Genomic DNA, 24,420 nt, shown 5'->3' with positions numbered 1-24,420 from the left:
TCACGACACAGCCGAGGAACACGGCCCTCATGCCCGTCAGCCTCCCTTCACCGAACAGCGGTACGGTTCGTCCTCCGTGGCCTGTTCCTCGCACCCGGCGGCCGTCACCAGCCAGCCGGTGTCGAACAGCGACAGGAACAGCGTGTCGCCCGTCATCCGCAACAGCGCCTCGCGCCCGTAGACGTCGACGCCCCGCGCGGTTCCCGCCGTCGGCAGCCCCGCCTCGCGCAGGCCCAGCGGGCACGGCGTCCGCCCGTCCTCCTCGACCTGTTCACGGGTTTGCGGGGCGAGCAGCGCGCACCCGGTCCGGTAGTCACCGGCCGCCAGCGCGGCGGCGAAGAACCGCCCGGCGTCCCTCGCGCCGTCCTCGCGCGCCGCGGACGCCCCGCACCCGCCCACCAGCAGCACGGCCAGGAGCACGGCCGGCAGCACGCCGGACACGCGCGGGACCGTCCTCGTCGTACGTCTCATGCGGCCACCGTCATGGCCCCACCCTGCCCGCGCCGGACGCGCGGCCCCGAGACGCGGGGCCGCGCGCCGTACCGGCTTCACCCGATCGCGCCCCCGCGCGGGGCCGGCGCTCAGTGCGCCGCCGCGCCGAACTCCGCGTGCTGGGTGCGGAGCGCGAAATCGCTCTCGCCGGGTGGCGGCCTGCCCAGGAACCGGCGTCGCGCCATGGACCTGGCCTCCCGCATCAGGGTCCTGAACTCCTCGTCCGTGAGCCTGGGCCGGGAGTCCGTGCCCCGGTCGGGCGTCCCGCTCCGCGGATGTCCTCGCATCGCCCTCGCCGCCTTCCGGCTCGGTGGTCGTTCCTGCACCGCGTCTACCCGGTACGCCGCGGACCAGCCGTCCCCGGCCGTCCCGAAGCCGCAGGCCGTACGCTGGCAGCCGTACGCACGAACGACGGGAGGTCCGGATGACCGGGACGGCGACCGGGGCGACCCCCGACGAGGCGCCGACCGAGGTGCCGGCCGAGGTGCCGGCCGAGGTGCCGGCCGAGGTGCTGGCCGAGCTGGCCGCGCTGGAGGACCCCCGGATGCGCGAGGTCAACGAACGGCACGGCGACGACCACGGCGTCAACCTCTCCCGGCTGCGCGCGATCGCCAAGCGGCTCAGGACCCGGCACGAGCTGGCCCAGGAGCTCTGGGCCAGCGGCGACACCGCCGCCCGGCTCCTCGCCACCCTCGTCTGCCGCCCCGGGTCCTTCGACCGCGCCGAACTCGACGCCATGATCCGCGAGGCCCGCGCCCCCAAGCTCCACGACTGGCTCGTGAACCACGTGGTCAAGAAGAGCCGGCACGCCGAGGAACTGCGCGGCGCCTGGCTCACGGATCCGGACCCGGTCGTCGCGAGCGCCGGCTGGGCCCTCACCACCGAGCGGGTCGCGAAGCGCCCCGGCGGCCTCGATCTCGACGGGCTCCTCGACACCGTCGAGGCGGAGATGAAGGACGCCCCCGACCGGCTCCAGTGGGCGATGAACCACTGCCTCGCCCGGATCGGCATCGAGCACCCCGCCCACCGCGCCCGGGCCCTCGCCGTCGGCGAACGCCTGGAGGTCCTGAAGGACTACCCCACCTCCCCGGGCTGCACCTCCCCGTACGCCCCGGTCTGGATCGCCGAGATGGTCCGGCGGCGCGAAGCGTAGAAGCGCAACCGGCGTCACCACGCTCGGTGGTGACGCCGGATCATATGTGTGCTACTTGCCGAACCAGGCGTTGCGGATCGACACCGTCGACGTGTTGCCCCGCTTGTCGGTGACCTCGGCGGCGAGCGAGATCCCGGCGTCCTTCGCCGGGTTCCGCACCGCGATCCGACCGCCGACGACCCGCACGGCCTGCCAGGTCGTCCCCCCGTCGTAACTGACCTTCACCGTCAGGGACGCGAGGTTCCCACCCGCCGCCGCGCCCTGCACGGTCACCGGGACCGTCGCCCAGGCCCGCTCCGGGGCCCGCGAGGAGAGGTCCACCGGGGCCGCGAAGCGGACCGTGGACACCGGCAGCGCCGTGGTGGCCGCGACCTCCTTCGACCGGAACGTGAACGAGGTGTCGATCCGGGTGGACGCCCCGGCGACCGCCGCCGCCCGCTCCGCCGACGTCACCAGCCGGTACTCGGCCTCGGCGGCGTCGACCGCGAAGGGCTCCGCGCCGCTCAGCGGATCGTCGTTCGCCGCGACCCGGACGCCGTCGCGGTACAGCGTCGTCGTGGCGGAGGAGTACGGCGTCGAGCCCACGTGCCCCCGGCCGTCGGCCAGCAGCGGGACCGCCCCGACGAGGTGCTGCTCGCCCGTCGCGGGATCGGGAGCCGTGCGGAAGACGCCCGTGCCCTCGCCGAGGAGCGGGCCGAACACGCCGGTGTTGAACCGCTCCCGGTACGTCCGCCCGGCCTCGTACCGCCGCGGCGCGGTCATCTCGTAACTGCCCTCGAAGGCCGGGTAGCCCCACTCGTCGGGCGCGCCCAGCTGGTTGAACCGGGTCAGCCACCGGACGCCGTCGGCGGTCGAGACGTGGAAGGTGCGGGTTCCCGGCGCCGGCTGCGGCGCGGAGAAGCCGTTGCCCTGCGGCGCTCCGGGCAGGTACGCGTAGGGGGAGGCGAGCGCGGACTTGCCCGGGGCGGAGGCCCCCAGGCCGACCTTCAGCGTGGCGAAGCCGTCCGCCTCGGCGTGCCGGGTGTAGCCGGTGGCGAGGGTGTCGGTCTTCCCGCCGTAGGCCACCGCGTACTGGCTGCCGGCGTCCTTGAGGAAGTGCGCGTCCCAGGTCTGGAGCAGCGTGCCGTCGGTGACGGCCGGGCCCCGGTGGGCGGTGCGGAAGCCGGTGAAGCCGCGCAGGACCCAGCCGCTGCCGACCCGGCCGATCTCGGTGTCCCGCTCGTAGTACGCGCCCGCGTAGTCCGCCCGGTCGATCCCCGGCACGGTCAGCTCCACGGGCGCGGTGGTGCGCGCGTCGACGGTGACCGTGGTGTCGCCGGAGACGTCCAGCTTCGGCTGGGCGATCCAGTCGGTGCCCTTGGCGTAGTCCGAGGGGTCCTGGTAGACGGCGGTGTCGAGCGTGTACGCGCCCTTGGGCACCCGCAGCGTGTGGCTGCCGGGCTCGCTGTCGATCCGGGCCTGGAAACCGGCCGCCGGACCGGCGACGCCCGTCAGGGTGTTGGTGAAGTCCCGGGCGTCGGCGCCGTCGCGGCCGAGCGTGCGGACGGTGAGGTCGTACGACTCCGCCTCCCGCACGGCCACCGCGGCGGTGCGGACGGACTGCCCGGCGCCGGTGGCGGTGACGTACCCCGAGTAGCTGCCGTCGGCCGCGCCGAGCCGGGTGTCGGCGACCAGGTCGACCGCCGCCGTGCCGCCCGCGGGGACGGTCACCCGGGGCGCGCCGAGCGTGAAGAAGCCGTCGGGGGCGGCCTTGCCCGCCGGGTCGAGGCCCGACACCGACAGGTCGAGGGTGACGTCGGCCGTCCCGAGGTTGCGGTAGACCACCTTCCGGGTCACCGGCCGGTCGTCGGCGTGCGGCCACCGGGCGGTGCCGAAGTTCAGCGACACCGGCTCGGGGACCACGGTGCCGGTGAGCGCCCGGTCGACCTGGATCCGGCCGGTGCCCTGCTGGACGGCGGTGAGGCCGTCGCCGCCCTTCGCGGACCCGGCCAGCGCGGCCTTGAGCTCGGCGCCCGTCCAGTCGGGGTGCCGCTGCTTCAGGAGCGCGGCGGCGCCCGCGACGTGCGGGGTCGCCATCGAGGTGCCGTCGAGCCGGAGGTAGCCGGGTGCGGGGTGCGGGGTGCCGGGTCGGACGTCGAGGGCGCTGCCGGGCGCGGCGGCCGCCGTGACGGCGACACCGGGCGCGGTCACGTCCGGCTTCACGGCCCCGTCGCCGAGGCGCGGGCCGGTGCCGGAGAAGGGCGCGAGCCGGTCCTCGTGGTCGACGGCGCCGATGGTCAGCGCCGCGTCCGCGGTGCCGGGCGAACCCAGCGACGACGGTCCGGACTCGCCGTCGTTGCCGGCCGCGACGGCGAACAGGATGCCCTTCTCGGCGGAGAGCCGGTCGATCGCCGCCTCCAGCGGGTCGACCCCGGGGCTGTCCGGGCCGCCCAGGCTGAGGTTGACGACGTCGGCGCCCTCGGCGGCCGCCCACTCCATGCCCGCGAGGACGGCGGAGTCGTCGCCGTACCCCTCGTCGTCGAGGACCTTCCCGCTGATCACCTCGGCGCCGGGGGCGACGCCCTTGTACCGGCCGGCCGACCGGGCGCCGGTGCCGGCGGCGATGGAGGCGACGTGGGTGCCGTGCCCGACACGGTCCACCGCGTCGGGGGAGGCGGAGAAGTTCTTCTCGCCGACGATCCGGGACCGGAGGTCCTCGTGGGTCCGGTCGACGCCGGTGTCGAGGACGGCGATCCGCACCCCGGTGCCGTCGTAGCCGGACTCCCAGGCGCGGTCGGCGCCGATCTGCCGGACGCCGCGGTCGAGGCTCGCGCCCCGCACCCCGTCCAGCCACACGGTGCCGATGCCGGCGGCGGTGGCCCGCGCGCCGTCGGCCCGCCGGTCGGTCAGCGCCTCCCACACCCGGGCCAGGTCGTCCTGGGAGGCGAGCAGGGCGTCGGCGCCGAGGGTCGGGAAGGTGCGCCGCAGCTCGGTGTCCCCGGCCGCGCGGACCTGCGCCCGGGCGGTGCCCGCACCGCCCTCGTACCGGACGATCAGCTTGAGCCCGGAGCGGTGGCTCGCGCGCAGCCGGGGGTCGGTGAGCACGGAGAGGTCGAAGAGCCGCTGGTCGAGCCGGCCGTCGGCGATCAGGCGCCGGGCGTCGGCGGGCACCACCAGGGTGCGGTCGCCGGTGCGCCGCACCTCGACGGGTATGCGTTCGCGGCCGGGGGCGGCCTCGAACCGCACCATCCGGCCCTCGGCGTCCACCACCACGCGGTCGCCGGTGACGAGCGGGACGCGCTGGTCGCCGCCGATCCGTGACGGGGTGGCGCGGTCGGGTGCGGAGGTGCGGGTGGTGTCGTGCGGGGTGGTGCGGGTGATCGCCGTGGCCGGGCCGGTCATGCCCGCCACGAGGGCCACCGAGGTGGCCGCCGCGATCGTGAAGGCGCGTGCTGTCCGCGCGGGTGCGCGCAAGTCTCCCCCAGGAGCTTCGGATACGAGGTGAGTGGTCGATTTCCGGCCGTGGCGCGAGCGGCGCCCGGGGCCGGCGACCGCAGTATGGCGAGGTCATCGGGGCGTGATCAACGGCGGTGGGGGAGAGGCGGGTTGCGGCGCATGCGTTCCGGCCACGCCGGCGGGCGCGCGTGCGATGGGGCGACGACGGGGGTGTGACGGGCGTGTGACACCCCTGCGATGCCTGTGCGACCGCGACGCCCGCCGACACCCCCGAAGCCCAGGTGCGGGGCGCTTTCGGGGCGTCGGCGCCCGGGTGATCGGAGGGGCGCTCTCCGATTGGCCGTATCCGAGCCGCGGGAGGCCGGCCCCGCCCGGGCCGGGGCCGACCGCTGCCTCGCCACCCTCACGGCGCACCCCTGCGGCATGCCGTACGCCCCCGAGGGCCACCAGCCGGCTCGACCCCAACCCGCCCCACCCGCCCGCCGGTTCGCTCGCCGGAGGCCCCCGCTCCGGCATCCAGGACCCGCTCGTGACGGCGCCGGCCGCGCGGCACCCGGGAGCGGTGAGTATCCGTACTCATGAGGGAGTTCACCGCCCCCGCCTAGGGTGACGGGCATGGCCGACAAGGATGAGAGGGCCGAGCAGGCCCTGCGCAAGGAGCGGACCACCGTCTTCGGCTGGCTGAGCGTGGGCCTGCTGGTCCTCGCCGGGGCCGCGGTCGCGTTCCTCGGCGTGTGGACGGTGGAGGCCGTGGCGCCGGTGGAGCGGCACCACGCCGTCATCATGCAGGTGGACGACCCCGACACGACGGACGGGCACGAGCGGTTCGGCTACGCGCTGGAGGCCATGACCACCGACGGCCGCGTCATCGCCCTGGCCGACGGCCAGGAGCGGCTGGCCCACCTGTCCCTCGGCGAGCCGGTGATCGTGACGCTCTCCCGCGCCACCGGCCGGCCGCTCTCCGTACGGCACTGGGACGGCGACACCCAGTTCCACCACCACCCGTGGGCCGTCCTCGCCGTCGTCCTCGTCGGCCTCTTCGCCGCCGTCGTGCTCTGGCGGGTCCGCCCGCTCCTGCGGGCCGCGTCGGCGGTGCTGCCCTTCGCGCCGCGGCTCGTCACGGCGACGCTCGCCGCCGCCGCCCTTTTCCTGGCCGGCCACGCCCTGCTCGACGGCGAGACCCGCGGGGACAGCCGGCACGTGGCCGACGGCATGGGCATCTACCGCGACGAGGAGTCCTTCCCGAAGCAGGTGGTCCCCGTCGGGCAGGAGGCGAAGCTCGACGACCTCTTCGTCACCGCCCGGGGGGCCGCCGCGAACGTCGGCCCGGCCACCGGCGACGACACCCGGGTCCGGATCGTCGCCGTCCCCTTCGCCGGACGCAACCCGACCCCCGCCGCCGTCCCCTGGGTGCCGGTGAAGCTGATCGGGGAGGGACCGGGCGAGGCCCAGCTGCTCCTCGGGTCCCGGTGCGGCGACGAACCGGGCGCCTCCGACGGCTCGTTCGCCCGCGGGGAGACCACCGGACGCCTGTGCTTCGCCGTGTCGCAGCGCTTCGAACCCCGCTACCTCGTCCTGACCCGCGGCGGTACGACCCTGGCGCTCGACGTCCGCTCCGGCACGGGCGCGCCTCGCTAGTCCGCCGCCGTGCCCGGCGCCTCGACGAAGTGCACGTCGTACCGGTCCTGTTCGGGCAGGAGCACCGTGAACGGCTCCTGCCCGGACTGGACGCGGCCGAGCGTACGGAAGTAGCCGAACCGGTCGACCCCGGGCGTCAGGACCGCCAGCACGTCCGCCGTCGAGCCCCGCACGGCACCGAAGGAGTGCGGCACCCCCGGCGGCACGACGACCAGTCCGCCCGCGCCGACGCGCGTGGTGCGGCCGTCCAGGGTGAACCACATGGTCCCGCCCAGGACGTGGAACAACTCGGTCGAGCGGGCGTGCAGATGCGGCCTCGCCCCGTCCGCGCCCTGCCCGAGCAGCAGCCGGTTCGCGCCCAGCGCCCCTCCCGTGTCCCCGCCGTCCGCGAGCAGCACGAACGCCCCGCCGTGCGGCAGCGGCACCCGCTCGGCCTCCTCCGCCCGCACCACCACAGCCGTCGCCCGCTCCTCGAACGCCCGCTGCTCCCGCACCTGCTTCTCCATCGCCCGCCACTCCTCTGGTCGTTCCTCCGGTCCTCCCATTCGAGCGCGGGAAGCAGCCGGGAACCACAGCGCGTTGTGCATGGCGGTGATCGCGATCCGAGATCGATCACCCGGGGCGCGGGAGGGAGCCGGGATGGAACTGCGGGAGCTGCGGACGTTCGTGGCCGTGGCCGAGGAGGGCGGCTTCGGCCGGGCGGCCGCCCGGCTGGGCGTCGTCCAGTCCGCCGTCAGCCGGCAGGTGGCACGCCTCGAGGAGGAGTGGGGCACCCGGCTCTTCGAGCGGACCACCCGCCGGGTGCGGCTCTCCGGCGCGGGGGAGCGGCTGCTCCCCGAGGCGCGGGCGGTCCTCGCGGCGGCCGGCCGGGCCGCCAGGGTGGCCGCCGACATCACCGCCGGGGACGACGGCGTGCTGCGGCTCGGCGGCGTCCACGGCCCCGGCGACCGGCTGGACCGGGTCCTCGCCGACCTCACCGCCGGCGCCCCCGGACTGCGGGTCGCGCTGCGGAGCCTCCCGGTGACCGAACGGCTCGCGGCCGTCCGCGCCGGGGAACTCGACGCGGCCCTGGTGCGCGCGGTGGACACGGCCCCGGGCCTCGCCCTGCTGCCGCTGTGGACGGACCCGCTGTACGCCGCCCTGCCCCAGGACCATCCGCTCGCCGCCCAACCGTCCCTGGACATCGCCCAGTTGGCCGGGCTGCCGCTGCGGCTGGCCCCGCGCGGCGAGAACCCGCCCTTCCACGACCTGGTGACCTCCGCCGTCCGCGCCCCCGCCGGCCCGCCGTTCACCGGCCTGCGCGAGACCCTCACCGCCATCGGCACCGACCGCGAGCCGTCCTGGACCGTCTTCTACGACGTACGCGGCCTCCCGGCGCCGCCCCGGGTCGCCGTCCGCCCGCTGGCCGGCCCGGCGGTCACCACCTCCCTCGCCGTCCCCCCGGGACCGCCCACCCCGCAGCTCAGGGAACTGCTGCGGGCCCTGCGCGCGGCGGAGGACGCCCACCGTCCGTGACGGGCGCCGCCCTCACCCCGCCGCGCCCGCCTTCGCCGCCCGGAAGGCGCGCCGGTAGGCGGCGGGGGTGGTGCGCAGGGCCTCGTGGAAGCGCCGGCGCAGGTTCACGGCCGAGGAGAGCCCGACCCGGTGGGCGATCGTCTCCACGGGCAGGTCCGTCTCCTCCAGCAGCGCCCGGGTCGCGTCGATCCGCCGGTCGAGCAGCCACCGCCCCGGGCTGATGCCCAGCTGCTCGGTGAACCGCCGGGTCAGCGTCCGGGGCGACACCCGCGCCCGGGCCGCCATGTCGGCGACGGAGACCGGCTCGTCGAGGCGCTCGCCCAGCCAGTCGAGCAGCGGCGCCAGCGAGTCCGCGGCCGGACCGGCGGCCGGCAGCTCCGCGTACTGCAGCTGGCAGCCCTCGCGGTGCGGCGGCATGACCATCCGCCGGGCGATCCGCGTCGCGTACGCGGCGCCCTGGTCGGCGCTCACCAGATGCAGGCACAGGTCCACGCCCGCCGCCGCGCCCGCGCTGGTGGCGACGGAGCCGTGGTCCACGTACAGCACCGCCGGGTCCACCCGGACCCGGGGGAAACGGGAGGCCAGTTCGGCGGCGCGGGACCAGTGCGTGGCGGCCCGCCGCCCGTCCAGGAGTCCGGCGGCGGCGAGCACGAACGCGCCAGCGCAGAGGCCGACGACCCGCGCCCCGCGCGCGTGCGCCCGCCGCACCGCCGCCACCACGTCCGGCGACACCTCGCCCCCGGCCGGCGGCCCCCAGCCGGGCACGAGCACCGTGTCCGCGCGCTCCAGCGCCTCCAGGCCCGCGGTGACCAGCATCGCGTAGCCGGAGTCGGTCGCGACCGGCCCGGGCCGCTCGGCGCAGACCTCGAACGCGTACCGCGCCGGGACCGCGGGCCCGTGGTCGCCGAACACCCCGGACGCGCAGGCCAGCGGGAAGGCCGGCTGGGGCGGCTGGAGCAGCGCCACGACCCGGTGCGGGGCGGGGAGTTCGGTCCGGGGGAGGAGGGCCATGGCGCGAAAGTACCCCATCGTGTCGTTCGGGACACTGGGGCGGTCGTGGGGGCCGGTCCAGCATCGGAGGGTGACCACCCAGCACCCCGACGCACCGGCGCCGACCGTCCCCTCCCTTCCGTCCGACCGCCGACCACCCTTGTGGGACCGGCGGTTCACGCTCTACTTCACCGCACGCGCGGTCTCCCTCCTCGGCGACGCGATGATGCCCGTGGCCGCCGCGCTGGCCGTCGGCGCGCTGTACGGCGTGACCGGCGTCGGCCTCGTCCTCGGAGTCTGGACCGGCACCTTCGTCCTGCTGGTCCTCTTCGGCGGCGTCCTCGCCGACCGGTTCGGCGCCCGCCGGATGATGGTCGGCGCCGATCTCGTCCGGGTGGCGACCCAGGGCGTGCTGGCCGTGGCGTTCTTCGCCGGCAGCCCGCCGTTCTGGCTCCTGGTGTCGATGTCGGCGGTGGCCGGCGCGGCCGTCGCGATGTTCCTGCCGGGGGTGAACGGGATGGTCCCGCTCGTCGCCCGCGACCCGCACCGGGCCAACGCGACCCTCAAGGTGGCCGACGCCCTCGCCCACCTGCTCGGCCCGGCCTGCGCGGGCCTCCTGATCGCCCTGACCGACGCCGGCACCGTGTACGCCCTCGACGCCGCCACCTTCCTCGTCAGCGCCCTCTGCCTCGCCCTCCTCCGGCTCGCCCCCGCGTCCCCCGACTCCGCTCCCCGCACGGGGAGTTCGCTCCGCCGCGACCTGCGCCGGGGCTGGCGGGAGTTCCGCTCCCGGACGTGGATGTGGGCGGTGATCCTGATCTGGGTCGTCCACGGCGTGCTCGTCTTCGGCCCCCTGGTCCCGCTCGCCTCCGCCCTGGTCGGCGCCCGCCTCGGCCCGGACGCGTACGGCCTCGCGGTCTCCTTCCTGGGCGTGGGGACGGTGCTCGGCGGACTGGTGGCCCTGCGGACCCGCCCCGCCCGCCCCCTGGCCGCCGGCGCCGCCGCGATGCTCCTCTACACCGCGCTGCCGCTCTCCGTGGCCCTCGACGCCGGCCTGCCGCTGCTCCTGACCGCCCACGCCACGGCCGGCGCGGCCCTCGCCTTCTGGTCGGTGATGTGGGCGACCAGCGTGCAGACCCACACCCCGCCCGAGGTCCTCAACCGCGTCAGCGCCTACGAGCTGGCCGGCTCGGTCTCCGGCATCTCCGCCGGCCAGATCCTCGCCGGGCCCGCCACCGGCGTGACCACCCCGCACCACTTCCTGCTGCTGTCGGCGGCCACCTGCGTGGCGGCGAGCGCCGCCCTCCTCGCCGTCCCCGCGATCCGCACCCTCCGGCGCGCCGCGTAGGTGGGGTCAGCGGGCGTCCGACGGCGACTCGTCCCAGTCCCAGGTGCCGACGTACGCGGCCGTCCCCGTCCGGCGGGCCTCCGCGAAGGCGGCGAGGCGCGCGAAGTCCCGCGGGGGCATCAGGGCCCGCCAGTCCTGGAGCGGCAGGACGCGGACCTCGTCGTGCTCCGCCGGGTCGAGGACGAGGTCCGCGATCTGCCGGTCGGTGAGCCGCCCGCCGTCGAAGACGTACCCGGCGCTCGCCAGCGGCCACGCCGCCCCCGGCAGGCCGAACACGGCGGCGAGCAGGCGCGGGGGCCCGGGCACCACGAGTCCGGTCTCCTCCTCGGTCTCCCGTACGGCGGTCTGCCACGGGCGCTCGCCGGCCTCGGCCGTCCCGCCCGGCAGCTGCCAGGGGTGTTCGGGGCTGTAGACGGCGTGGAGCTGCACGGGCCGCTCGTCCAGGTCGGTGAAGTACACGGCGCCGAACAGGGTCGCCTTCGGCAGCGTCGCGACGAACTCGTCCACGGGCAGGGGGTGCATGTCGGCCTCCGGGAGACGGGGAGCGAGGGGTTCGCCCGGTCCAACGAGCCACCCCGTCCGACGTGCACAGGTGTTTCGGACGCGCTGCGTCGGACCCCCGGCGGACAGGCCACGAGCAGCGGGAGGAAGGGGCCGGTGACGGCCGCCGACGCCGGCGAGCCGCGCAGCGCCGGGTGCGGGCCGGCCGGGGCCCCAGGATCCGCTTCATCCGCAGCACCGCCGGGGACGGGCCGGCCGCGCCGAAGGCCCCCTTCGGCGCCCGCCCGGCCGCCAGTTCGTACATCGCGGTGGCGAGGACCGTGTCCGGGTGGCGGCGCAGCGCCCGGTCGTCGGCGGCCTCCGCGTCGTCGAGCGGCGCGGAGCTGTTGACGGTGACGAGGCCGGTGGAGATCTCGACGTGACTCCGATACCCCTAGGGGGTATCGTCTTCGGTTCATGTACACCCCCGCCGCCCGCCGGGAGGCAAGGGTTCACATGCCCGGATTCGACACCCCCAGGGGTATCCTCACCTGGGGCTCGACTCGGACGCCGCCGGACTCAGACGCCGCCGGGGCCCGGGATCTGCAGCGCCCGCGCGTTGCGCTCCCACCCGGACCACAGGTCGTCGTCGGCGCAGTAACCGCAGCCCGGGCCGAAGAAGAACCCGCGCGCGTTCTCGTCGCCCATCAGCCAGAACCGCAGCCACGCGGTCGTCGGGCCCCGGAAGGCCCCGCCGTCGCCGATCGACGACAGATGACCGGCGCCGCGCACCTCCCCGTACACCGCCGGCAGATGGTCCGAGTCCCGGTACAGCGCCTTCACCAGCGCCGGCCAGACCGTCAGGTCGTTCTGCCCGGCCAGGTAGAAGAGGGGGACGTCCGTGAGGTCCGGGTCGGTCAGCGGCCCCGGCTGGATCGGCACCGCCGTGTCCACGCGCGCGTCGACCGCCGCGTTCACCGCCGCGGCCCCGCCCTGCGAGTGCCCCGCCGAACCGATGTGCTCCAGGTCCACCGCGCCGAAGTACACGCTGCCCGGATCGGCGTTCCGCCGCTCCAGGACGTCGATCCCGGCCCGCATGCTGAGCGCGAAGTTGGAGGTGGGCGTGTTGGCGGCGGCGACGATGAAGCCGTGGCTCGCCCAGTGCCGCAGCAGCGAACCGTAGATCCCGGGCACGGCCCCCGTACCGTTCCCCCAGATCACCACCGGGTGCCTCTCACCCGACGCTCCCGGGTCCTTCGGGCGGTAGAAGGTGTGCACGACCTCGATGTCGACCTCCACCTCGTACGGACCCGGCCGGTCCCAGGCGGTGCCCACCGACGGCAGGCCGCCGGCCGCCGTCGGCGCGGTCTCCGCCGTGGCGGCGGGGACGGTGCCGAGCGCCAGCAGCACGGCGAGCAGCAGACCGCCCCACAGACGGCGCCTCGTTCTCCCTGGCATGGGAACTCCTCTTGTGGTTCCGTACGGTCGCGCGTCCTCGCGACCGCGGCCAGGGACATCGTGGAGCGCTCCGACCCGCGTGTCTGTGCGCGCGGGCCCAGTCCTGCGCCGCCCGGACTGTGCACCTGCCCATCCGGGCCCGGTCAGTCACCCGCCCGCGCGGCCCGCGTCCGCAGCGTCAGCAGCGCGTACAGCCCGCCGGCGACGACCAGCCCCACGAGCCAGCCGAAGTCGTCCAGCGACGACAGGAACGGAAGCAGCGGGCCGTCCGCCCCCGCTCCGGCGCCCTCCGACGAACCGCCCACGGCCAGCACCCCGCCCGCCAGGAACGCCACGACGGCCCGCCAGTTCCAGCCGCCCGTGTACCAGTACGGGCCCCCGGCCCGGTACAGATCGGCCGGCCGCAGCCGCGTCCGGCGCACGATCCAGTACTCCACGACGAGGATGCCGGACACGGTGCCGAAGAAGCCCTCGGCCAGGGTCGCCCAGGACAGCACCTCGTAGTCGCTGCTGCTGCGCGCCCACCACGCGACCGCCGTGCCCGCGAGGGCCGCGAGCACCGCCGCGCCCCGGAAACCGAGCACGGACGGGGCCGTGCTCGACAGGTCGTACCCCGCCGAGACCAGGTTGAGCCCGAGGTTGCCGCAGAGCGTCGCGACGATCAGCATCGCCGCGGCGACGACGCTGCCGCCCGGCATGTCGGACAGCGCGTGCACGGTGAGCGAACCGGAGTAGCCCTCCTTCCCGTACCCGGACATCGACATCAGCGCCATCGTGTACAGCAGGATCCCCGTCATCAGGACGGGGAGCAGCAGCCCCACGCCCAGGCGCGACCCGGAGCCCTCCGCGCGCCGCCCGGACGAGCCCAGGTGCACCAGATCGGGCACGGTCAGCCCGACCGCCGCGAACAGCGCCGTCGCGGAGGCCAGCGCCGGGGCGGCCTCCAGCCAGAAGTCCGCGCCCCAGCCGATGGGCCGCGCCGGCTCGGGCAGCACCGGCCCCTCCCCGTGCGCGGACGCCCAGAGGAACGCCACGAGCAGCCCCGCGATGAGCACCGGCGCGGCGAGGTCCGCGAACCTGCGCAGCCCGTTCGGACCCTTCGTGATGATCCACAACTGGAGGGCGAGGAAGACCAGATAGGCGGGGCTGAAGAAGCTGTCGCGGTCGGAGCTGCCCAGCCCCCCGGTCAGCAGTTCGATGCCCTGGACGCCGAGATCGGCCTGGAAGCCGAAGAAGACGCACGCCGAGACGAACCGCAGCAACGCCGGCAGCGCGGCCCCCCGCACCCCGAACGCGCTGCGCGCGAAGACGGCGAACGGCACCCCGTAACGGTCCCCGGCGTGCTCCACCAGGAACGACGGCAGCAGCACGACGACCTGGGCGATCCCGCAGATCAGCAGGGTCTGCGGCCAGGTGAACCGGTCCTGCCCCGGCATCCCGGAGAGCATCAGATAGGCCAGGCTCCAGGACACGCAGACCCAGATGGCCGCGAAGTCCCACCAGCGCCAGCGGAACTCACCGGTCTCGGTCGGCAGCAGATCCGCGTTCGCGTACCGCCGGTCGGGCGCCCCCTCCGCGTACGGGTGCGGAGCCCCGCTCACCACGATGCCCGCCGCGCGCCGCCCCGCCCCGACCCGCGACCATGCCGCGTCCCCATGCGTACCCCCCGTACTCCCGGGAACCACCCTCGTCCTGAGAGCAGCATGATCCCACGAACTCCCTTGCAGTGCCTGGCAGTTGGAGGGCATCGGGGCGACAGCCGGGCGGACCCCGGAAGATCCCCGGGAACCCGCCCGGGGCCGCGTTGACGCCTCCGGTTGACTTGTGTGACGGCGGGGGCGGGTTGTCAAGTACGCGATGCCGGGGACGACGTGGCCGGAATGCATGCCGTCCGATCGGGGCGCCGGCCCGGCCCGCGACCCCCACCGGCCCACATGCCGCCCGGCCTCCCGGAACCGTGGCGGAAAGCCGACGCGGAAGCCGGTAAACCAGCCCCGGAACAAGATCACTGCATCGAGGTAATGCCCCTCGTCTCACCGGGCACGCCGTGCTGACGGGCCGTTACTGTTCCCCGGGTCTGGACGGATGGCCAGGCGCCCTCCCTCCATTCCCCTCCTCGACGGGTCCGGCGTGTCGCCGTGCCCGGTCACCACCCTCGCTAAGGAGCCCCGGTCCGATGACCGTCGACACCAGCCCGGAAGCCCAGGCGGCACCGCCGCAGCAGTCCCTCAGCACCGACGCCGCGCGGAACCTCGCCAGCACCACCAAGTCCGCCCCGCAGATGCAGGAGATCACCTCCCGCTGGCTGCTGCGGATGCTCCCCTGGGTGGAGACCAAGGGCGGCGCCTACCGGGTCAACCGCCGGCTCAGCTACACCGTCGGCGACGGCCGGGTGGAGTTCGTCCAGGACGGCGCCACCGTCCGCGTCATCCCCCGCGAGCTCGGCGAACTCGCCCTGCTCCGCGGCTTCGACGACATCGACGTGCTCACCGCGCTCGCCGACCGCTGCACCCAGCGCGACTTCTCCGCCGGCGACATCATCGTCACCCGGGGCAACCCGGCCGGCGAGATCCACCTCCTCGCACACGGCCGCATCAGCCAGACCTCCGAGGGCGCCTACGGCGACGACATCGCCGTGGCCGTGCTCGGCGACGGCGACCGCTTCGGCGAGAACGCGCTCCTCGACGCCGACGCCACCTGGGACTACACGGCCACCGCCGAGACCTCCGGCACCCTGCTCACCCTCTCCCGCGCCGACTTCGCCGCGGTGATGGCCAACTCCCCGTCGCTCCAGGCCCACATCGAGGAGTTCAGCACCCTCCCCGAGCAGGCGCAGAACAAGCACGGCGAGGCCGAGATCGCCATGTCCGCCGGCCACGTCGGCGAGGCCGTGCTCCCCGGCGCCTTCGTGGACTACGAGCTCAAGCCGCGCGAGTACGAGCTCTCCGTCGCGCAGACCGTCCTCAAGATCCACACCCGCGTCGCCGACCTCTACAACGGCCCGCACAACCAGACGGAGGAGCAGCTCCGCCTGACCATCGAGGCCCTGCGCGAGCGCCAGGAGCACGAGCTCGTCAACAACCGCGAGTTCGGCCTCCTGCACAACGCCGACTTCAAGCAGCGCATCCAGACCCACTCCGGCCCGCCCACCCCGGACGACATGGACGAGCTGCTCAGCCGCCGCCGGGGCACCAAGCTCTTCCTCGCCCACCCGCGCACCATCGCCGCCATCGGGCGCGAGTTCAACGCCCGCGGCCTCTACCCGGACCACGTCGACCTCGGCGGCCAGTCCGTCCCCGCCTGGCGCGGCGTCCCGATCCTCCCCTGCAACAAGATCCCGATCACCAAGGAGCAGACCAGCTCCATCATCGCCATGCGTACCGGCGAGGAGAACCAGGGCGTCATCGGCCTCCGCCAGACCGGCATCCCGGAGGAGTTCGAGCCCGGCCTCTCCGTCCGCTTCATGGGCATCAGCGAGCAGGCGATCATGTCGTACCTGGTCACCACCTACTACTCCGCCGCCGTCCTCGTCCCCGACGCCCTCGGCGTGATGGAGAACGTGCAGATCGCCCGCCGCCGCGACTGACGGCCCCGTCCGTCCCGGCTCCGGGACGGACCACCCCACCCCGCAAGGAGCTACGGATGCCCGACCCCGGGCTCTCCCCCCTGCCGGCACACCTGCCCGCGGCGGCGGCCCGCCTCGGGGCCGACGTCCTCGCCCAGGCCCTCGCCGGCCCGGCCGCCGAGGCGCCCGCGCCGGAGGCCGCGCCCCGCTGGATCCCCGGCGGACCCAGCGGACTCGGCACGTCCAGCGTCTCGTTCACCCGTCCGGCACCGCCCCCGGTGCCGGACGGGCCGCCGGCCCCGGCCGCCGCCCCCGCGGCGGAGGGCCGGCCCATCCCCGGCCTCTACTTCCATCCCGTCCCGGACCCCGACCCCGCCCGGGTGGACGAGGTCAGCCGCCGGATCAAGGACTGGGCCGTCGACGAGGTCCAGCTCTACCCGGAGGAGTGGGAGGGCCAGTTCGACGGCTTCTCCGTCGGGCGCTACATGGTGGCCTGCCACCCCGACGCCCCGACCGTCGACCACGTCATGCTCGCCACCCGGCTCATGGTCGCGGAGAACGCCGTCGACGACTGCTACTGCGAGGACCACGGCGGCTCGCCCATCGGCCTCGGCGGGCGCCTCCTGATGGCGCACACCGCGCTCGACCCCGTCCACACCACCGCCGAGTACGCCCCGGCGTGGGCGGAATCGCTCGGCTCGGACGCCCCCCGCCGCGCCTACCGCTCCGCCATGGAGTACTTCACCGCGGCCGCCTCGCCCTCCCAGTCCGACCGCTTCCGGCACGACATGGCCCGCCTCCACATGGGCTACCTCGCCGAAGCGGCCTGGGCCGAGACCGACCACATCCCCGAGGTGTGGGAGTACCTGGCCATGCGCCAGTTCAACAACTTCCGCCCCTGCCCCACCATCACCGACTCCGTCGGCGGCTACGAACTGCCGGCGGACCTGCACGCCAGGCCGGAGATGCAGCGGGTCATCGCCCTCGCGGGCAACGCGACGACCATCGTCAACGACCTGTACTCCTACACCAAGGAACTCTCCAGCCCCGGCGTCCACCTCAACCTTCCGGTGGTGCTCGCCGAGCGCGAGAAGCTCTCCGAACGCGACGCGTACCTCAAGGCGATCGAGGTCCACAACGACCTCATGCACGCCTTCGAGGCCGCCGCCGCCGAAGTGGCCGCCACCTTCGCCGTCCCCACCGTGCTGCGCTTCCTCAAGGGCGTCGCCACCTGGGTCGACGGCAACCACTACTGGCACCAGACCAACACGTTCCGCTACAGCCTGCCCGACTTCTGGTAATCACCTACCGGCGAGAAATGGATTTCCCTGTGACCACCGAGCTCACCACCACCGACGCCTCCGCGACCATCCCCGGCCCGGCGACGCCCTACCAGGGCGACATCGCCCGCTACTGGAACGCCGAGGCGCGGCCCGTGAACCTGCGCCTCGGTGACGTGGACGGCCTCTACCACCACCACTACGGCATCGGCGCCGTCGACCACGACTCCCTCGGCACCCCCGAGGACAGCGAGTACGAGAAGAAGCTGATCACCGAGCTGCACCGGCTGGAGTCCGCCCAGGCCGAGGTCCTCCTCGACCACCTCGGGCCGATCACCGCCGCCGACACCCTCGTCGACGCCGGCTGCGGCCGCGGCGGATCGAGCGTCATGGCCCACCAGCGCTTCGGCTGCAAGGTCGAGGGCGTCACCCTCTCCTCCACCCAGGCCGAGTTCGGCAACAGGCGCGCCCGCGAGCTGGGGATCGACGGCCACGTCCGCGCCCAGGTCTGCAACATGCTCGACACCCCGTTCGAGAAGGGCTCCATCGCCGCCTCCTGGAACAACGAGTCCAGCATGTACGTCGACCTCGACGACCTGATGGCCGAGCACTCCCGCTTCCTCAAGGTCGGCGGCCGCTACGTCACCATCACCGGCTGCTGGAACCCCAAGTACGGCCAGCCCTCCAAGTGGGTCTCCCAGATCAACGCCCACTTCGAGTGCAACATCCACTCGCGCCGCGAGTACCTGAAGGCGATGGCCGACAACCGCCTGGTGCCCCAGGCCGTGATCGACCTGACCCCCGACACGCTGCCCTACTGGGAGCTGCGCGCCACCTCGTCGCTGGTCACCGGCATCGAGGAGGCGTTCATCGAGTCGTACAAGGACGGCTCCTTCCAGTACGTGCTGATCGCCGCCGACCGCGTCTGATCCCCTGCGCGGCCGGTCACCGGGCCGGGCCCGTCCTCCGCGACGGGCCCGGCCCTCAGCCGTCCGCCGACCGCGCCGCGTTCCAGCCCGCCAGCTCCGCGGGCCGGTCGGTGATCACCCCGTCCACGCCCAGCTCGGCCAGCGCCCGCCACCGCGCCGGGGCGTCCACCGTCCACACGTTCACCGCCACCCCCGCCGCGTGCAGCTCAGCCACCGCACCCGGACGGGCGGCCAGCCCCTTGTCCGACACGTGGTACGAGGCCAGGCCCAGGTCACGGGCGACCGCGACCGGATCCGCGTCGAGCCGGTCGCGCAGCAGCGCCCGCGGCAGCTCCGGCGCCAGCTCCCGGACGTACTGCAGCGACACCGCGTCGAAGCTCTGCACCAGCACCCGGTCCGTCATCCGCTGCCCGCGCACGTCCCGGACGATCCGGGCCACCTCCGCCTCGGAGTGCGGCCCCTTGATCTCCAGGAGCAGCCGGCCGCCCCGCTCCCGCAGGTCCGCCAGCTGCGCGGCGAGCGTCGGCACCCGGGCACCCGCGAACGACGGGGCGAACCAGGACCCCGCGTCCAGCGCGTCGAGCCGCGCCGAGGTCAGCTCCCGTACCGCGCCCGTCCCGTCGGTCGTCCGGTCCACCGTCGCGTCGTGGATCACGTACGGCACCCCGTCCCGGCTGGGCCGGACGTCGTTCTCGATCCACTCCACCCCCGCCCGGCGCGCCACCTCGCCCGCGGCCAGCGTGTTCTCGGGCGCCGCCGAGGACGCGCCCCGGTGGGCGATCACCGTCAGGGTGGCGGCAGGCGCCGCGCCCGGTGCCGCGGTGGGCGCGGGGGCGGGTGCGGCGGTGGGAGCGGCGGCGGGGGCGGGTGCGGGGGCGGCCACGAGCAGCGCGGCCAGCGCCGTACCGGCGAGCGCGGCGCGGCGGCGGAGTCGTACGGGAGTCACGGCCGGTGATCCTACCCGCGGCCGGCGGCCCCGGCCGCGACGCACCGGCGCGCAACCCTTCGGTGATTCGTCCGGGTCTGCGGCATCGTGGGAGGGCGCCCGGAGCCGTGCCACGGGGGACACCGGCCGGGCCGAGAGACAAGGGGAACGCCACCCATGGACCACGGGACACGTCCGAGACCCGTCGACGTGGAGCGGACCGGGACGGCCGACCGGCCTGGCCGCGGCCGGGGGGTGCTCGAAGGGGCCTTCGCCCTCCTCGACGCGCTGCGCCGGTGCGGCGACGAGGCCGGCGTCACCGAACTCGCCCTCGCCTGCGGGGTGCCCAAGGGCAGCGCCCACCGGCTGCTCGACCAGCTCGTCACCGTCGGCGCGGTCGAGCGCCGCGGCTCCCGCTACCGCGTCGGACCGGAGCTCTACCGCCTCGGGCAGGCGTGGGAGCCGCACCCGGGGCTGCGGCTCGCCGCCCGGCTGCCCGTGCAGCGGCTGCGCGCCGCGACCGGCGCCAGCGTCGTCCTCGCCGTGCTCCGCGAGGACCGGGCCCTCGTCGTCGCCTCCGCCCCGGGCGAGCTGGAACCGCTGGTGCCGGTGCGGAACGGCACCGCGTTCCGGCTCGACACCGCCGCCGGAGCCGCGCTGCGCGGACCGCTCAGGGGCGGGCCGATCCTCGACCGGGAGGACGTGATGGACGGGGTGTGCTGCGCCGCCTTCCCCGTCCGGGGCCGGGACGGGCGGACCGTCGCCGCGCTCGCCGCGATGGTGCCGGCCGGGCGGCGCCTGGACGCCCTCGGCGAGGCCGTCGCCGGCGCCGGAGCCGCCCTCGGCCGGGCCCTGGCCCGCGGAGTGCCGCACCGCTCCGTCCCGTCCGCCGCCCTCGCCCCCTGAGCCGGGAGCCGGCGGAGCGGGAGCCGTTCCGTTGAGCGGAACGCGCGTAGAGCGGGGTGGGGGAGAGGCGGCACAGTGAGGGACGTGCCGGGGGAACGGCACGAAGAGAAACGAGAAGAACGCACACCTTCGGGGGAGACACACCATGCGCAGGAACCGCGTCGCACGCGCCGCCGCCACCGCCGTCCTCGGGCTCGGCAGCATCGCCGCCTTCGCCGGCACCGCCCAGGCCGAGCCGATCGACTACGTGCGGATCGAGCTGTACGAGCTCCACTGCCAGCAGAACAGCGAGGGCGACCACGACGAGGCGTACCTCAAGATCACCGACGCCAACGGCAACGCCGTCAAGGTCTGGCCGGGCAACGGCATCAGCTACCAGACCATGGGCTCCGGCTACGTCCGCTCCATGGCGGACGGCAACGGCAACGCCGCGCTCATCCTCGGCAAGGAGCAGGCCCGCACCCTGACCCTGTGGGACAAGGACACCTTCGGCGGCGACGACAAGCTCGGCGCCACCCTGGTCACCGGCAGCGAGGTCGGCGCCGAGACCCAGTGGCGGACGGTCGAGGGCTCCGGCGGCGTCTATGTCATCGGCTACCGGGTCGTCGACATCTGACGGGTGGTCAAGAAAGCTTGAGGGTCGTGCCGGTGATCCGGCACGGCCCTTCCTCGTGTCCTGGATCAGACCGCTTCGGGCGCGTGCAGCTCGCCCGAGCGGGCCACCCGCGCGTACCAGCGGGCGCTGCTCTTCGGAGTCCGCTCCAGGGTGTCGTAGTCCACCCGGACCATGCCGAACCGCTTCGCGTAGCCGTACGCCCACTCGAAGTTGTCGAGCAGCGACCACAGGTAGTAGCCGCGGACATCGATGCCGTCGGCGATCGCCCGGTGCACCTCCGCCAGATGGGCGTGCACATAGGCGGTGCGCTCCGGGTCGTGCACCCCGCCGTCGTCGCCGACCACGTCCTCGTACGCGGCGCCGTTCTCGCTGATCGCCAGCGGCAGGCCCGGGTACGCCTCCGAGGTCCGGCGCAGCAGGTCGTACAGGCCGGTCGGGTCCACCGGCCAGCCCATCGCCGTCCGCTCGCCGGGCGCCCGGTGGAAGGCGACCGAGTCGGCGCCCGGCCACGGCGAGTGGGCGCTGTCGCCGTGCCCGTCGTCCTGCGGCTTCTCCTCGCCCTCGGCGACGTGCGCGACCAGGGTGGGCGCGTAGTAGTTGATGGCGAGGAAGTCCAGCGGCTGGTTCGCCGTCGCCGTGTCGCCGTCCCGCACGAAGGACCAGTCGGTGAGGTGCCGGGTGTCGGCGATCAGGTCCTCGGGGTAGGCGCCCTCCAGCATCGGGCCCAGCCAGACCCGGTTGCCGACCGCGTCGATCCGGCGGGCCGCCTCCCGGTCCTCGGCGGAGGTGCTGCGCGGCCGCACCTCGTGCAGGTTGAGCGAGACCGCGATCTGACGGTCCGTCGGCAGCGCGGCGCGCAGCGCCTGGACGGCGAGGCCGTGGCCCAGGTTGAGGTGATGGGCGGCGCGCAGCGAGGCGACCGGGTCGGTGCGGCCGGGGGCGTGCACCCCGGAGCCGTAGCCGAGGAAGGCCGAGCACCAGGGCTCGTTGAGCGTCGTCCACCGCTTCACCCGGTCGCCGACGGCGTCCGCGACGATCCCGGCGTACTCGGCGAACCGCTCGGCCGTGGCGCGCTCGGGCCAGCCGCCCGCGTCCTCCAGCTCCTGCGGCAGGTCCCAGTGGTAGAGGGTGAGCGCGGGCTCGATGCCGGCGGCGAGCAGCTCGTCCACCAGCGCCCGGTAGAAGTCCAGGCCCTTCTGGACGGCGGGGCCCCGGCCGGTGGGCTGGACCCGCGACCAGGAGACGGAGAACCGGTAGGCGTTCAGGCCGAGTTCGGCCATGAGGGCGACGTCGTCGCGGAACCGGTGGTAGTGGTCGACGGCCACGTCGCCGGTGTGGCCCTCGAAGACCTTGCCGGGGGTGTGCGAGAAGGTGTCCCAGATGGAGGGCGTGCGACCGTCCTCGCGGGCCGCCCCCTCGATCTGGTAGGCGGCGGTGGCCGCGCCCCAGAGGAAGTCGGAGGGGAACTGGCGGACGGCGATGAGCGGCCGGGTTTCGGACGCGGTCATAGGAGAGGGCTCCCAACGCGGGGTTACGGACGGCCCGTTCGGGTCCGGCGACTGCGGCGGACCCGGACGGAGCCGAGGGGGTTGCGGTACGGAGGAGGGGTGGGGCCGGTCAGCTCTTGACCGCGCCGGCGGTGATGCCGCCCACGATGTGCTTGCCCAGGAAGGCGAAGACCAGCAGCAGCGGCACGGTCGATATCAGCGCGCCGGTCAGCACGATCGCGTGGTCCACGGTGTGGTTGCCCGCGCCGAGTCCGGCGAGCGCGACCTGGAGGGTGGGGTTGCCGTCCGGGGTGAGCGCGATGAACGGCCAGAAGAAGTCGTTCCACGCCTGCACGAAGACGAGCATGCCGAGCACGGCCATGGCCGGCCGGGCCACCGGGAAGACCACGTGCCAGATGATCCGGAGGCTGTGCGCCCCGTCCATGCGGGCGGCCTCGACCAGTTCGACGGGCAGCGCCTCGACCAGGAACTGGCGCATGAAGAAGACGCCGAAGGCCGCGACGAGCGAGGGCAGCACCACGGACTGCAACTGGTCGAACCAGCCGAGGTCGGTGATGATCTGGTACAGCGGGATGACGCTGAGCTGCGGCGGGATCGTCATGGTGGCGACCACCAGCGAGAGCAGCATGCCGCGGCCCTTGAAGGGCAGCTTGGCGAAGGCGAAGCCGGCGAGCGTGGAGAAGAGGACGGTGGACGCGGCCACCAGGCTCGCCACGACCGTGGTGTTGATCAGCGCCTCGCCCATGTCGACCTGGTCCCAGGCGAAGCTGAGGTTGTCGAGGAGACGGGAGCCGGGCAGCAGCGGCGCGGGGGCCTGGACCACCCGCTCGCCGGTGTGCGAGGCGGCGACCACGTTCCAGTACAGCGGGAAGAGCGAGACGACCGTGGCGACGACCAGCAGGACGTAGGTGAGCGGTCCGGCGTGGTGCTGCCGGCCCGCTGTCTGGCGGAAGCGGCGGCGCGCCGGGCGCTCCCCGGGCGTCTTCGGCTCGACGGCCGGGGTGGTGTCGAGGGTGCGGGCCATGGTCAGTCCCCCAGCTTCTTGCGGTTGCGGCGGGAGACGAGCGCCTGGATGCCGCCGATGAGCAGCAGGAGCGCCAGCATGACCCAGGCGATCGCCGAGGCGGAGCCCAGCGCGCCGGTGATCCAGCCCTTTTCGTACATCAGGAGGCTCAGCGTCTGGAACTGGTGGCCGCTGCCGCCGCTGATGCCGACGCTGCCGCCGAAGAGCATCGGCTCGCCGAAGAGCTGGGTGGCGCCGATGGTGGAGACGATGATCGTGAAGAGGATCGTCGGCCGGATGGAGGGGATGGTGACGCTGAGGAACTGGCGCCAGCGGGAGGCCCCGTCCAGCGAGGCGGCCTCGTAGAGGTCCTGCGGCACGGCCTGCATGGCGGCGAGGTAGATGAGCGCGTTGTAGCCGGTCCAGCGCCAGGTGACGATCACGGAGATCGCGATCTGCGCCGGCCACTTGGACGTGTTCCAGTCGATCGGCCCGATCCCGACCCAGTCGAGGAGGGTGTTGATCATGCCGTAGTCGGTGTTGAAGAGCTGGGCGAAGACCAGCGTCGCCGCCGCGATCGAGGTGGCGTACGGGGCGAGGATCGCGACCCGGAAGAAGCCGCGGCCGCGGAGCTTGTAGTTCAGCAGGTGGGCGAGGCCGAGGGCCATCAGCAGCTGCGGGACGGTGGAGATGACCCCGATGGTGAAGGTGTTCAGCAGCGCGTTCCAGAAGAACTCGCTGGTGGCGAGGTCGGTGTAGTTCTCCAGGCCCTTCCACTCGGCGGTGCCGCCGAGCTCGACCCGGTTGAGCGAGAGGTACCCGGTGTAGAGCAGCGGGAAGAGGCCGAAGGCGGCGAAGGTGAGGAAGAAGGGGGCGATGAAGACGTACGGGATCGCCTTGACGTCCCAGCGGTAGAGGGTGCTGCGCCAGCCGCCGGGGCCGGAGCGGCGGCGCCGGCCGCGGGGGGAGGGCGGGGAGGGCGGTGCGGCGGGCGGCGGGGTGCCGCCCCGCTCCGCCCGTACGGAGGTGGCCACGGGTGGCGTCCTTCCAGGTCGATGCGTGCGGTGGTGCGGACGGTGCCGGCCCCCCCCCCGGCGCGGGCGGCGGGCCGGCGCCCCGGACCCGCGAATTGTCGATATTTTACGACACCCACGTAATTTAGTTATACCACACCATGGG

General features: G+C 74.5%; 21 protein-coding genes. 9 read left to right on the top strand and 12 right to left on the bottom strand.

What is annotated here, in order from left to right:
• Positions 1-36 precede the first annotated feature (36 nt).
• Both ACFW1I_RS29495 and ACFW1I_RS29490 read right to left on the bottom strand, forming a co-directional pair.
• Complete coding sequence (locus ACFW1I_RS29495; RefSeq protein WP_384675601.1) at positions 37-471, bottom strand: hypothetical protein; 435 nt, start codon at positions 469-471, stop codon at positions 37-39.
• A 110-nt stretch (positions 472-581) separates the two neighbouring features.
• Entirely contained in the window at positions 582-779 is a 198-nt protein-coding gene (locus ACFW1I_RS29490; protein WP_384675599.1) for a hypothetical protein, read from the bottom strand.
• Positions 780-916: 137 nt separating this feature from the next.
• On the opposite strand from ACFW1I_RS29490, the gene ACFW1I_RS29485 reads away from it, so the two are divergent.
• On the top strand, positions 917-1,645 hold the full coding sequence (locus tag ACFW1I_RS29485; RefSeq protein WP_384675597.1) for a DNA alkylation repair protein: 729 nt from the start codon (positions 917-919) through the stop codon (positions 1,643-1,645).
• 51 nt (positions 1,646-1,696) lie between these two features.
• Here the strand turns inward: ACFW1I_RS29485 and ACFW1I_RS29480 are convergent, their stop codons facing one another.
• Positions 1,697-5,026, bottom strand: coding sequence for a S8 family serine peptidase (locus tag ACFW1I_RS29480; RefSeq protein ID WP_384675620.1), 3,330 nt, complete (start codon positions 5,024-5,026; stop codon positions 1,697-1,699).
• Between the two features lie 669 nt (positions 5,027-5,695).
• On the opposite strand from ACFW1I_RS29480, the gene ACFW1I_RS29475 reads away from it, so the two are divergent.
• Positions 5,696-6,718, top strand: coding sequence for a hypothetical protein (locus ACFW1I_RS29475; protein ID WP_384675595.1), 1,023 nt, complete (start codon positions 5,696-5,698; stop codon positions 6,716-6,718).
• On the opposite strand, the gene ACFW1I_RS29470 is transcribed toward ACFW1I_RS29475, so the two are convergent.
• A complete protein-coding gene (locus ACFW1I_RS29470; protein ID WP_384675593.1) occupies positions 6,715-7,224 on the bottom strand; it encodes a cupin domain-containing protein in 510 nt (169 codons plus the stop codon). The two genes, ACFW1I_RS29475 and ACFW1I_RS29470, sit on opposite strands and share 4 nt — an antisense overlap.
• Positions 7,225-7,357: 133 nt before the next feature.
• Here ACFW1I_RS29470 and ACFW1I_RS29465 point away from each other — a divergent pair, with 133 nt between their 5' ends.
• On the top strand, positions 7,358-8,233 hold the full coding sequence (locus tag ACFW1I_RS29465; RefSeq protein WP_384675591.1) for a LysR family transcriptional regulator: 876 nt from the start codon (positions 7,358-7,360) through the stop codon (positions 8,231-8,233).
• A 12-nt stretch (positions 8,234-8,245) separates the two neighbouring features.
• On the opposite strand, the gene ACFW1I_RS29460 is transcribed toward ACFW1I_RS29465, so the two are convergent.
• Positions 8,246-9,244, bottom strand: a complete 999-nt coding sequence (locus ACFW1I_RS29460; RefSeq protein WP_384675589.1) for a GlxA family transcriptional regulator — start codon at positions 9,242-9,244, stop codon at positions 8,246-8,248.
• A gap of 70 nt (positions 9,245-9,314) precedes the next feature.
• Here ACFW1I_RS29460 and ACFW1I_RS29455 point away from each other — a divergent pair, with 70 nt between their 5' ends.
• Positions 9,315-10,571 (top strand): MFS transporter, encoded by a 1,257-nt coding sequence (locus ACFW1I_RS29455; RefSeq protein ID WP_384675587.1) that lies wholly within the window; start codon positions 9,315-9,317, stop codon positions 10,569-10,571.
• Positions 10,572-10,577: 6 nt separating this feature from the next.
• Here ACFW1I_RS29455 and ACFW1I_RS29450 read toward each other — a convergent pair whose 3' ends face one another.
• The 3 genes from ACFW1I_RS29450 to ACFW1I_RS29440 form a co-directional block, all read right to left on the bottom strand.
• Positions 10,578-11,093 (bottom strand): NUDIX domain-containing protein, encoded by a 516-nt coding sequence (locus ACFW1I_RS29450; protein ID WP_384675585.1) that lies wholly within the window; start codon positions 11,091-11,093, stop codon positions 10,578-10,580.
• 537 nt (positions 11,094-11,630) lie between these two features.
• Positions 11,631-12,509 carry an acetylxylan esterase gene (locus tag ACFW1I_RS29445; protein ID WP_384675583.1) on the bottom strand — a complete coding sequence of 293 codons (879 nt, stop codon included), beginning with the start codon at positions 12,507-12,509 and terminating at the stop codon, positions 11,631-11,633.
• A 143-nt stretch (positions 12,510-12,652) separates the two neighbouring features.
• Complete coding sequence (locus tag ACFW1I_RS29440) at positions 12,653-14,110, bottom strand: cytosine permease (protein WP_384675581.1); 1,458 nt, start codon at positions 14,108-14,110, stop codon at positions 12,653-12,655.
• Positions 14,111-14,685: 575 nt separating this feature from the next.
• Here ACFW1I_RS29440 and ACFW1I_RS29435 point away from each other — a divergent pair.
• Genes ACFW1I_RS29435 through ACFW1I_RS29425 form a run of 3 tightly spaced genes read left to right on the top strand, consistent with a single transcriptional unit; the run spans position 14,686 to position 18,283 of the window.
• Positions 14,686-16,095, top strand: a complete 1,410-nt coding sequence (locus ACFW1I_RS29435) for a family 2B encapsulin nanocompartment shell protein (RefSeq protein WP_384675579.1) — start codon at positions 14,686-14,688, stop codon at positions 16,093-16,095.
• Between the two features lie 56 nt (positions 16,096-16,151).
• Entirely contained in the window at positions 16,152-17,375 is a 1,224-nt protein-coding gene (locus ACFW1I_RS29430) for a family 2 encapsulin nanocompartment cargo protein terpene cyclase (RefSeq protein WP_384675577.1), read from the top strand.
• 29 nt (positions 17,376-17,404) lie between these two features.
• On the top strand, positions 17,405-18,283 hold the full coding sequence (locus ACFW1I_RS29425; RefSeq protein ID WP_384675575.1) for a geranyl diphosphate 2-C-methyltransferase: 879 nt from the start codon (positions 17,405-17,407) through the stop codon (positions 18,281-18,283).
• 55 nt (positions 18,284-18,338) lie between these two features.
• On the opposite strand, the gene ACFW1I_RS29420 is transcribed toward ACFW1I_RS29425, so the two are convergent.
• On the bottom strand, positions 18,339-19,229 hold the full coding sequence (locus ACFW1I_RS29420) for a glycerophosphodiester phosphodiesterase family protein (protein ID WP_384675573.1): 891 nt from the start codon (positions 19,227-19,229) through the stop codon (positions 18,339-18,341).
• Positions 19,230-19,385: 156 nt separating this feature from the next.
• Here ACFW1I_RS29420 and ACFW1I_RS29415 point away from each other — a divergent pair, with 156 nt between their 5' ends.
• Entirely contained in the window at positions 19,386-20,114 is a 729-nt protein-coding gene (locus ACFW1I_RS29415; protein ID WP_384675571.1) for an IclR family transcriptional regulator, read from the top strand.
• 145 nt (positions 20,115-20,259) lie between these two features.
• The gene (locus ACFW1I_RS29410; RefSeq protein ID WP_384675569.1) at positions 20,260-20,730 is read left to right on the top strand and encodes a hypothetical protein; all 471 of its coding nucleotides are present in this window, start codon (positions 20,260-20,262) and stop codon (positions 20,728-20,730) included.
• A gap of 65 nt (positions 20,731-20,795) precedes the next feature.
• On the opposite strand, the gene ACFW1I_RS29405 is transcribed toward ACFW1I_RS29410, so the two are convergent.
• The 3 genes from ACFW1I_RS29405 to ACFW1I_RS29395 all read right to left on the bottom strand — a co-directional run bounded on the left by ACFW1I_RS29405 (position 20,796) and on the right by ACFW1I_RS29395 (position 24,275).
• Positions 20,796-22,238 carry a GH1 family beta-glucosidase gene (locus ACFW1I_RS29405; protein ID WP_384675567.1) on the bottom strand — a complete coding sequence of 481 codons (1,443 nt, stop codon included), beginning with the start codon at positions 22,236-22,238 and terminating at the stop codon, positions 20,796-20,798.
• A 109-nt stretch (positions 22,239-22,347) separates the two neighbouring features.
• Positions 22,348-23,262: a carbohydrate ABC transporter permease gene (locus tag ACFW1I_RS29400; protein WP_384675565.1), complete on the bottom strand. Its 915-nt coding sequence runs from the start codon at positions 23,260-23,262 to the stop codon at positions 22,348-22,350.
• Between the two features lie 2 nt (positions 23,263-23,264).
• On the bottom strand, positions 23,265-24,275 hold the full coding sequence (locus ACFW1I_RS29395; RefSeq protein WP_384675563.1) for a carbohydrate ABC transporter permease: 1,011 nt from the start codon (positions 24,273-24,275) through the stop codon (positions 23,265-23,267).
• Between the last annotated feature and the right edge of the window lie 145 nt (positions 24,276-24,420).

This window comes from Streptomyces sp. NPDC058955, assembly GCF_042741435.1.
In the GTDB taxonomy this organism is placed as follows: domain Bacteria; phylum Actinomycetota; class Actinomycetes; order Streptomycetales; family Streptomycetaceae; genus Streptomyces.
The sequence above is the reverse complement of the archived record's forward strand: the minus strand, read 5'-3'. Positions and strand labels throughout refer to the sequence as shown.

Excerpts from the sequence above, each read along its gene's own strand:
- ACFW1I_RS29460 (WP_384675589.1), bottom strand. The coding sequence starts at position 9,244 with ATGGCCCTCCTCCCCCGGACCGAACTCCCCGCCCCGCACCGGGTCGTG.
- ACFW1I_RS29495 (WP_384675601.1), bottom strand. The coding sequence starts at position 471 with ATGAGACGTACGACGAGGACGGTCCCGCGCGTGTCCGGCGTGCTGCCG.
- ACFW1I_RS29485 (WP_384675597.1), top strand. The coding sequence starts at position 917 with ATGACCGGGACGGCGACCGGGGCGACCCCCGACGAGGCGCCGACCGAG.
- ACFW1I_RS29410 (WP_384675569.1), top strand. The coding sequence starts at position 20,260 with ATGCGCAGGAACCGCGTCGCACGCGCCGCCGCCACCGCCGTCCTCGGG.
- ACFW1I_RS29435 (WP_384675579.1), top strand. The coding sequence starts at position 14,686 with ATGACCGTCGACACCAGCCCGGAAGCCCAGGCGGCACCGCCGCAGCAG.
- ACFW1I_RS29450 (WP_384675585.1), bottom strand. The coding sequence starts at position 11,093 with ATGCACCCCCTGCCCGTGGACGAGTTCGTCGCGACGCTGCCGAAGGCG.
- ACFW1I_RS29445 (WP_384675583.1), bottom strand. The coding sequence starts at position 12,509 with ATGCCAGGGAGAACGAGGCGCCGTCTGTGGGGCGGTCTGCTGCTCGCC.
- ACFW1I_RS29480 (WP_384675620.1), bottom strand. The coding sequence starts at position 5,026 with ATGACCGGCCCGGCCACGGCGATCACCCGCACCACCCCGCACGACACC.
- ACFW1I_RS29470 (WP_384675593.1), bottom strand. The coding sequence starts at position 7,224 with ATGGAGAAGCAGGTGCGGGAGCAGCGGGCGTTCGAGGAGCGGGCGACG.
- ACFW1I_RS29400 (WP_384675565.1), bottom strand. The coding sequence starts at position 23,262 with ATGGCCCGCACCCTCGACACCACCCCGGCCGTCGAGCCGAAGACGCCC.
- ACFW1I_RS29405 (WP_384675567.1), bottom strand. The coding sequence starts at position 22,238 with ATGACCGCGTCCGAAACCCGGCCGCTCATCGCCGTCCGCCAGTTCCCC.
- ACFW1I_RS29430 (WP_384675577.1), top strand. The coding sequence starts at position 16,152 with ATGCCCGACCCCGGGCTCTCCCCCCTGCCGGCACACCTGCCCGCGGCG.
- ACFW1I_RS29490 (WP_384675599.1), bottom strand. The coding sequence starts at position 779 with ATGCGAGGACATCCGCGGAGCGGGACGCCCGACCGGGGCACGGACTCC.
- ACFW1I_RS29475 (WP_384675595.1), top strand. The coding sequence starts at position 5,696 with ATGGCCGACAAGGATGAGAGGGCCGAGCAGGCCCTGCGCAAGGAGCGG.
- ACFW1I_RS29465 (WP_384675591.1), top strand. The coding sequence starts at position 7,358 with ATGGAACTGCGGGAGCTGCGGACGTTCGTGGCCGTGGCCGAGGAGGGC.
- ACFW1I_RS29415 (WP_384675571.1), top strand. The coding sequence starts at position 19,386 with ATGGACCACGGGACACGTCCGAGACCCGTCGACGTGGAGCGGACCGGG.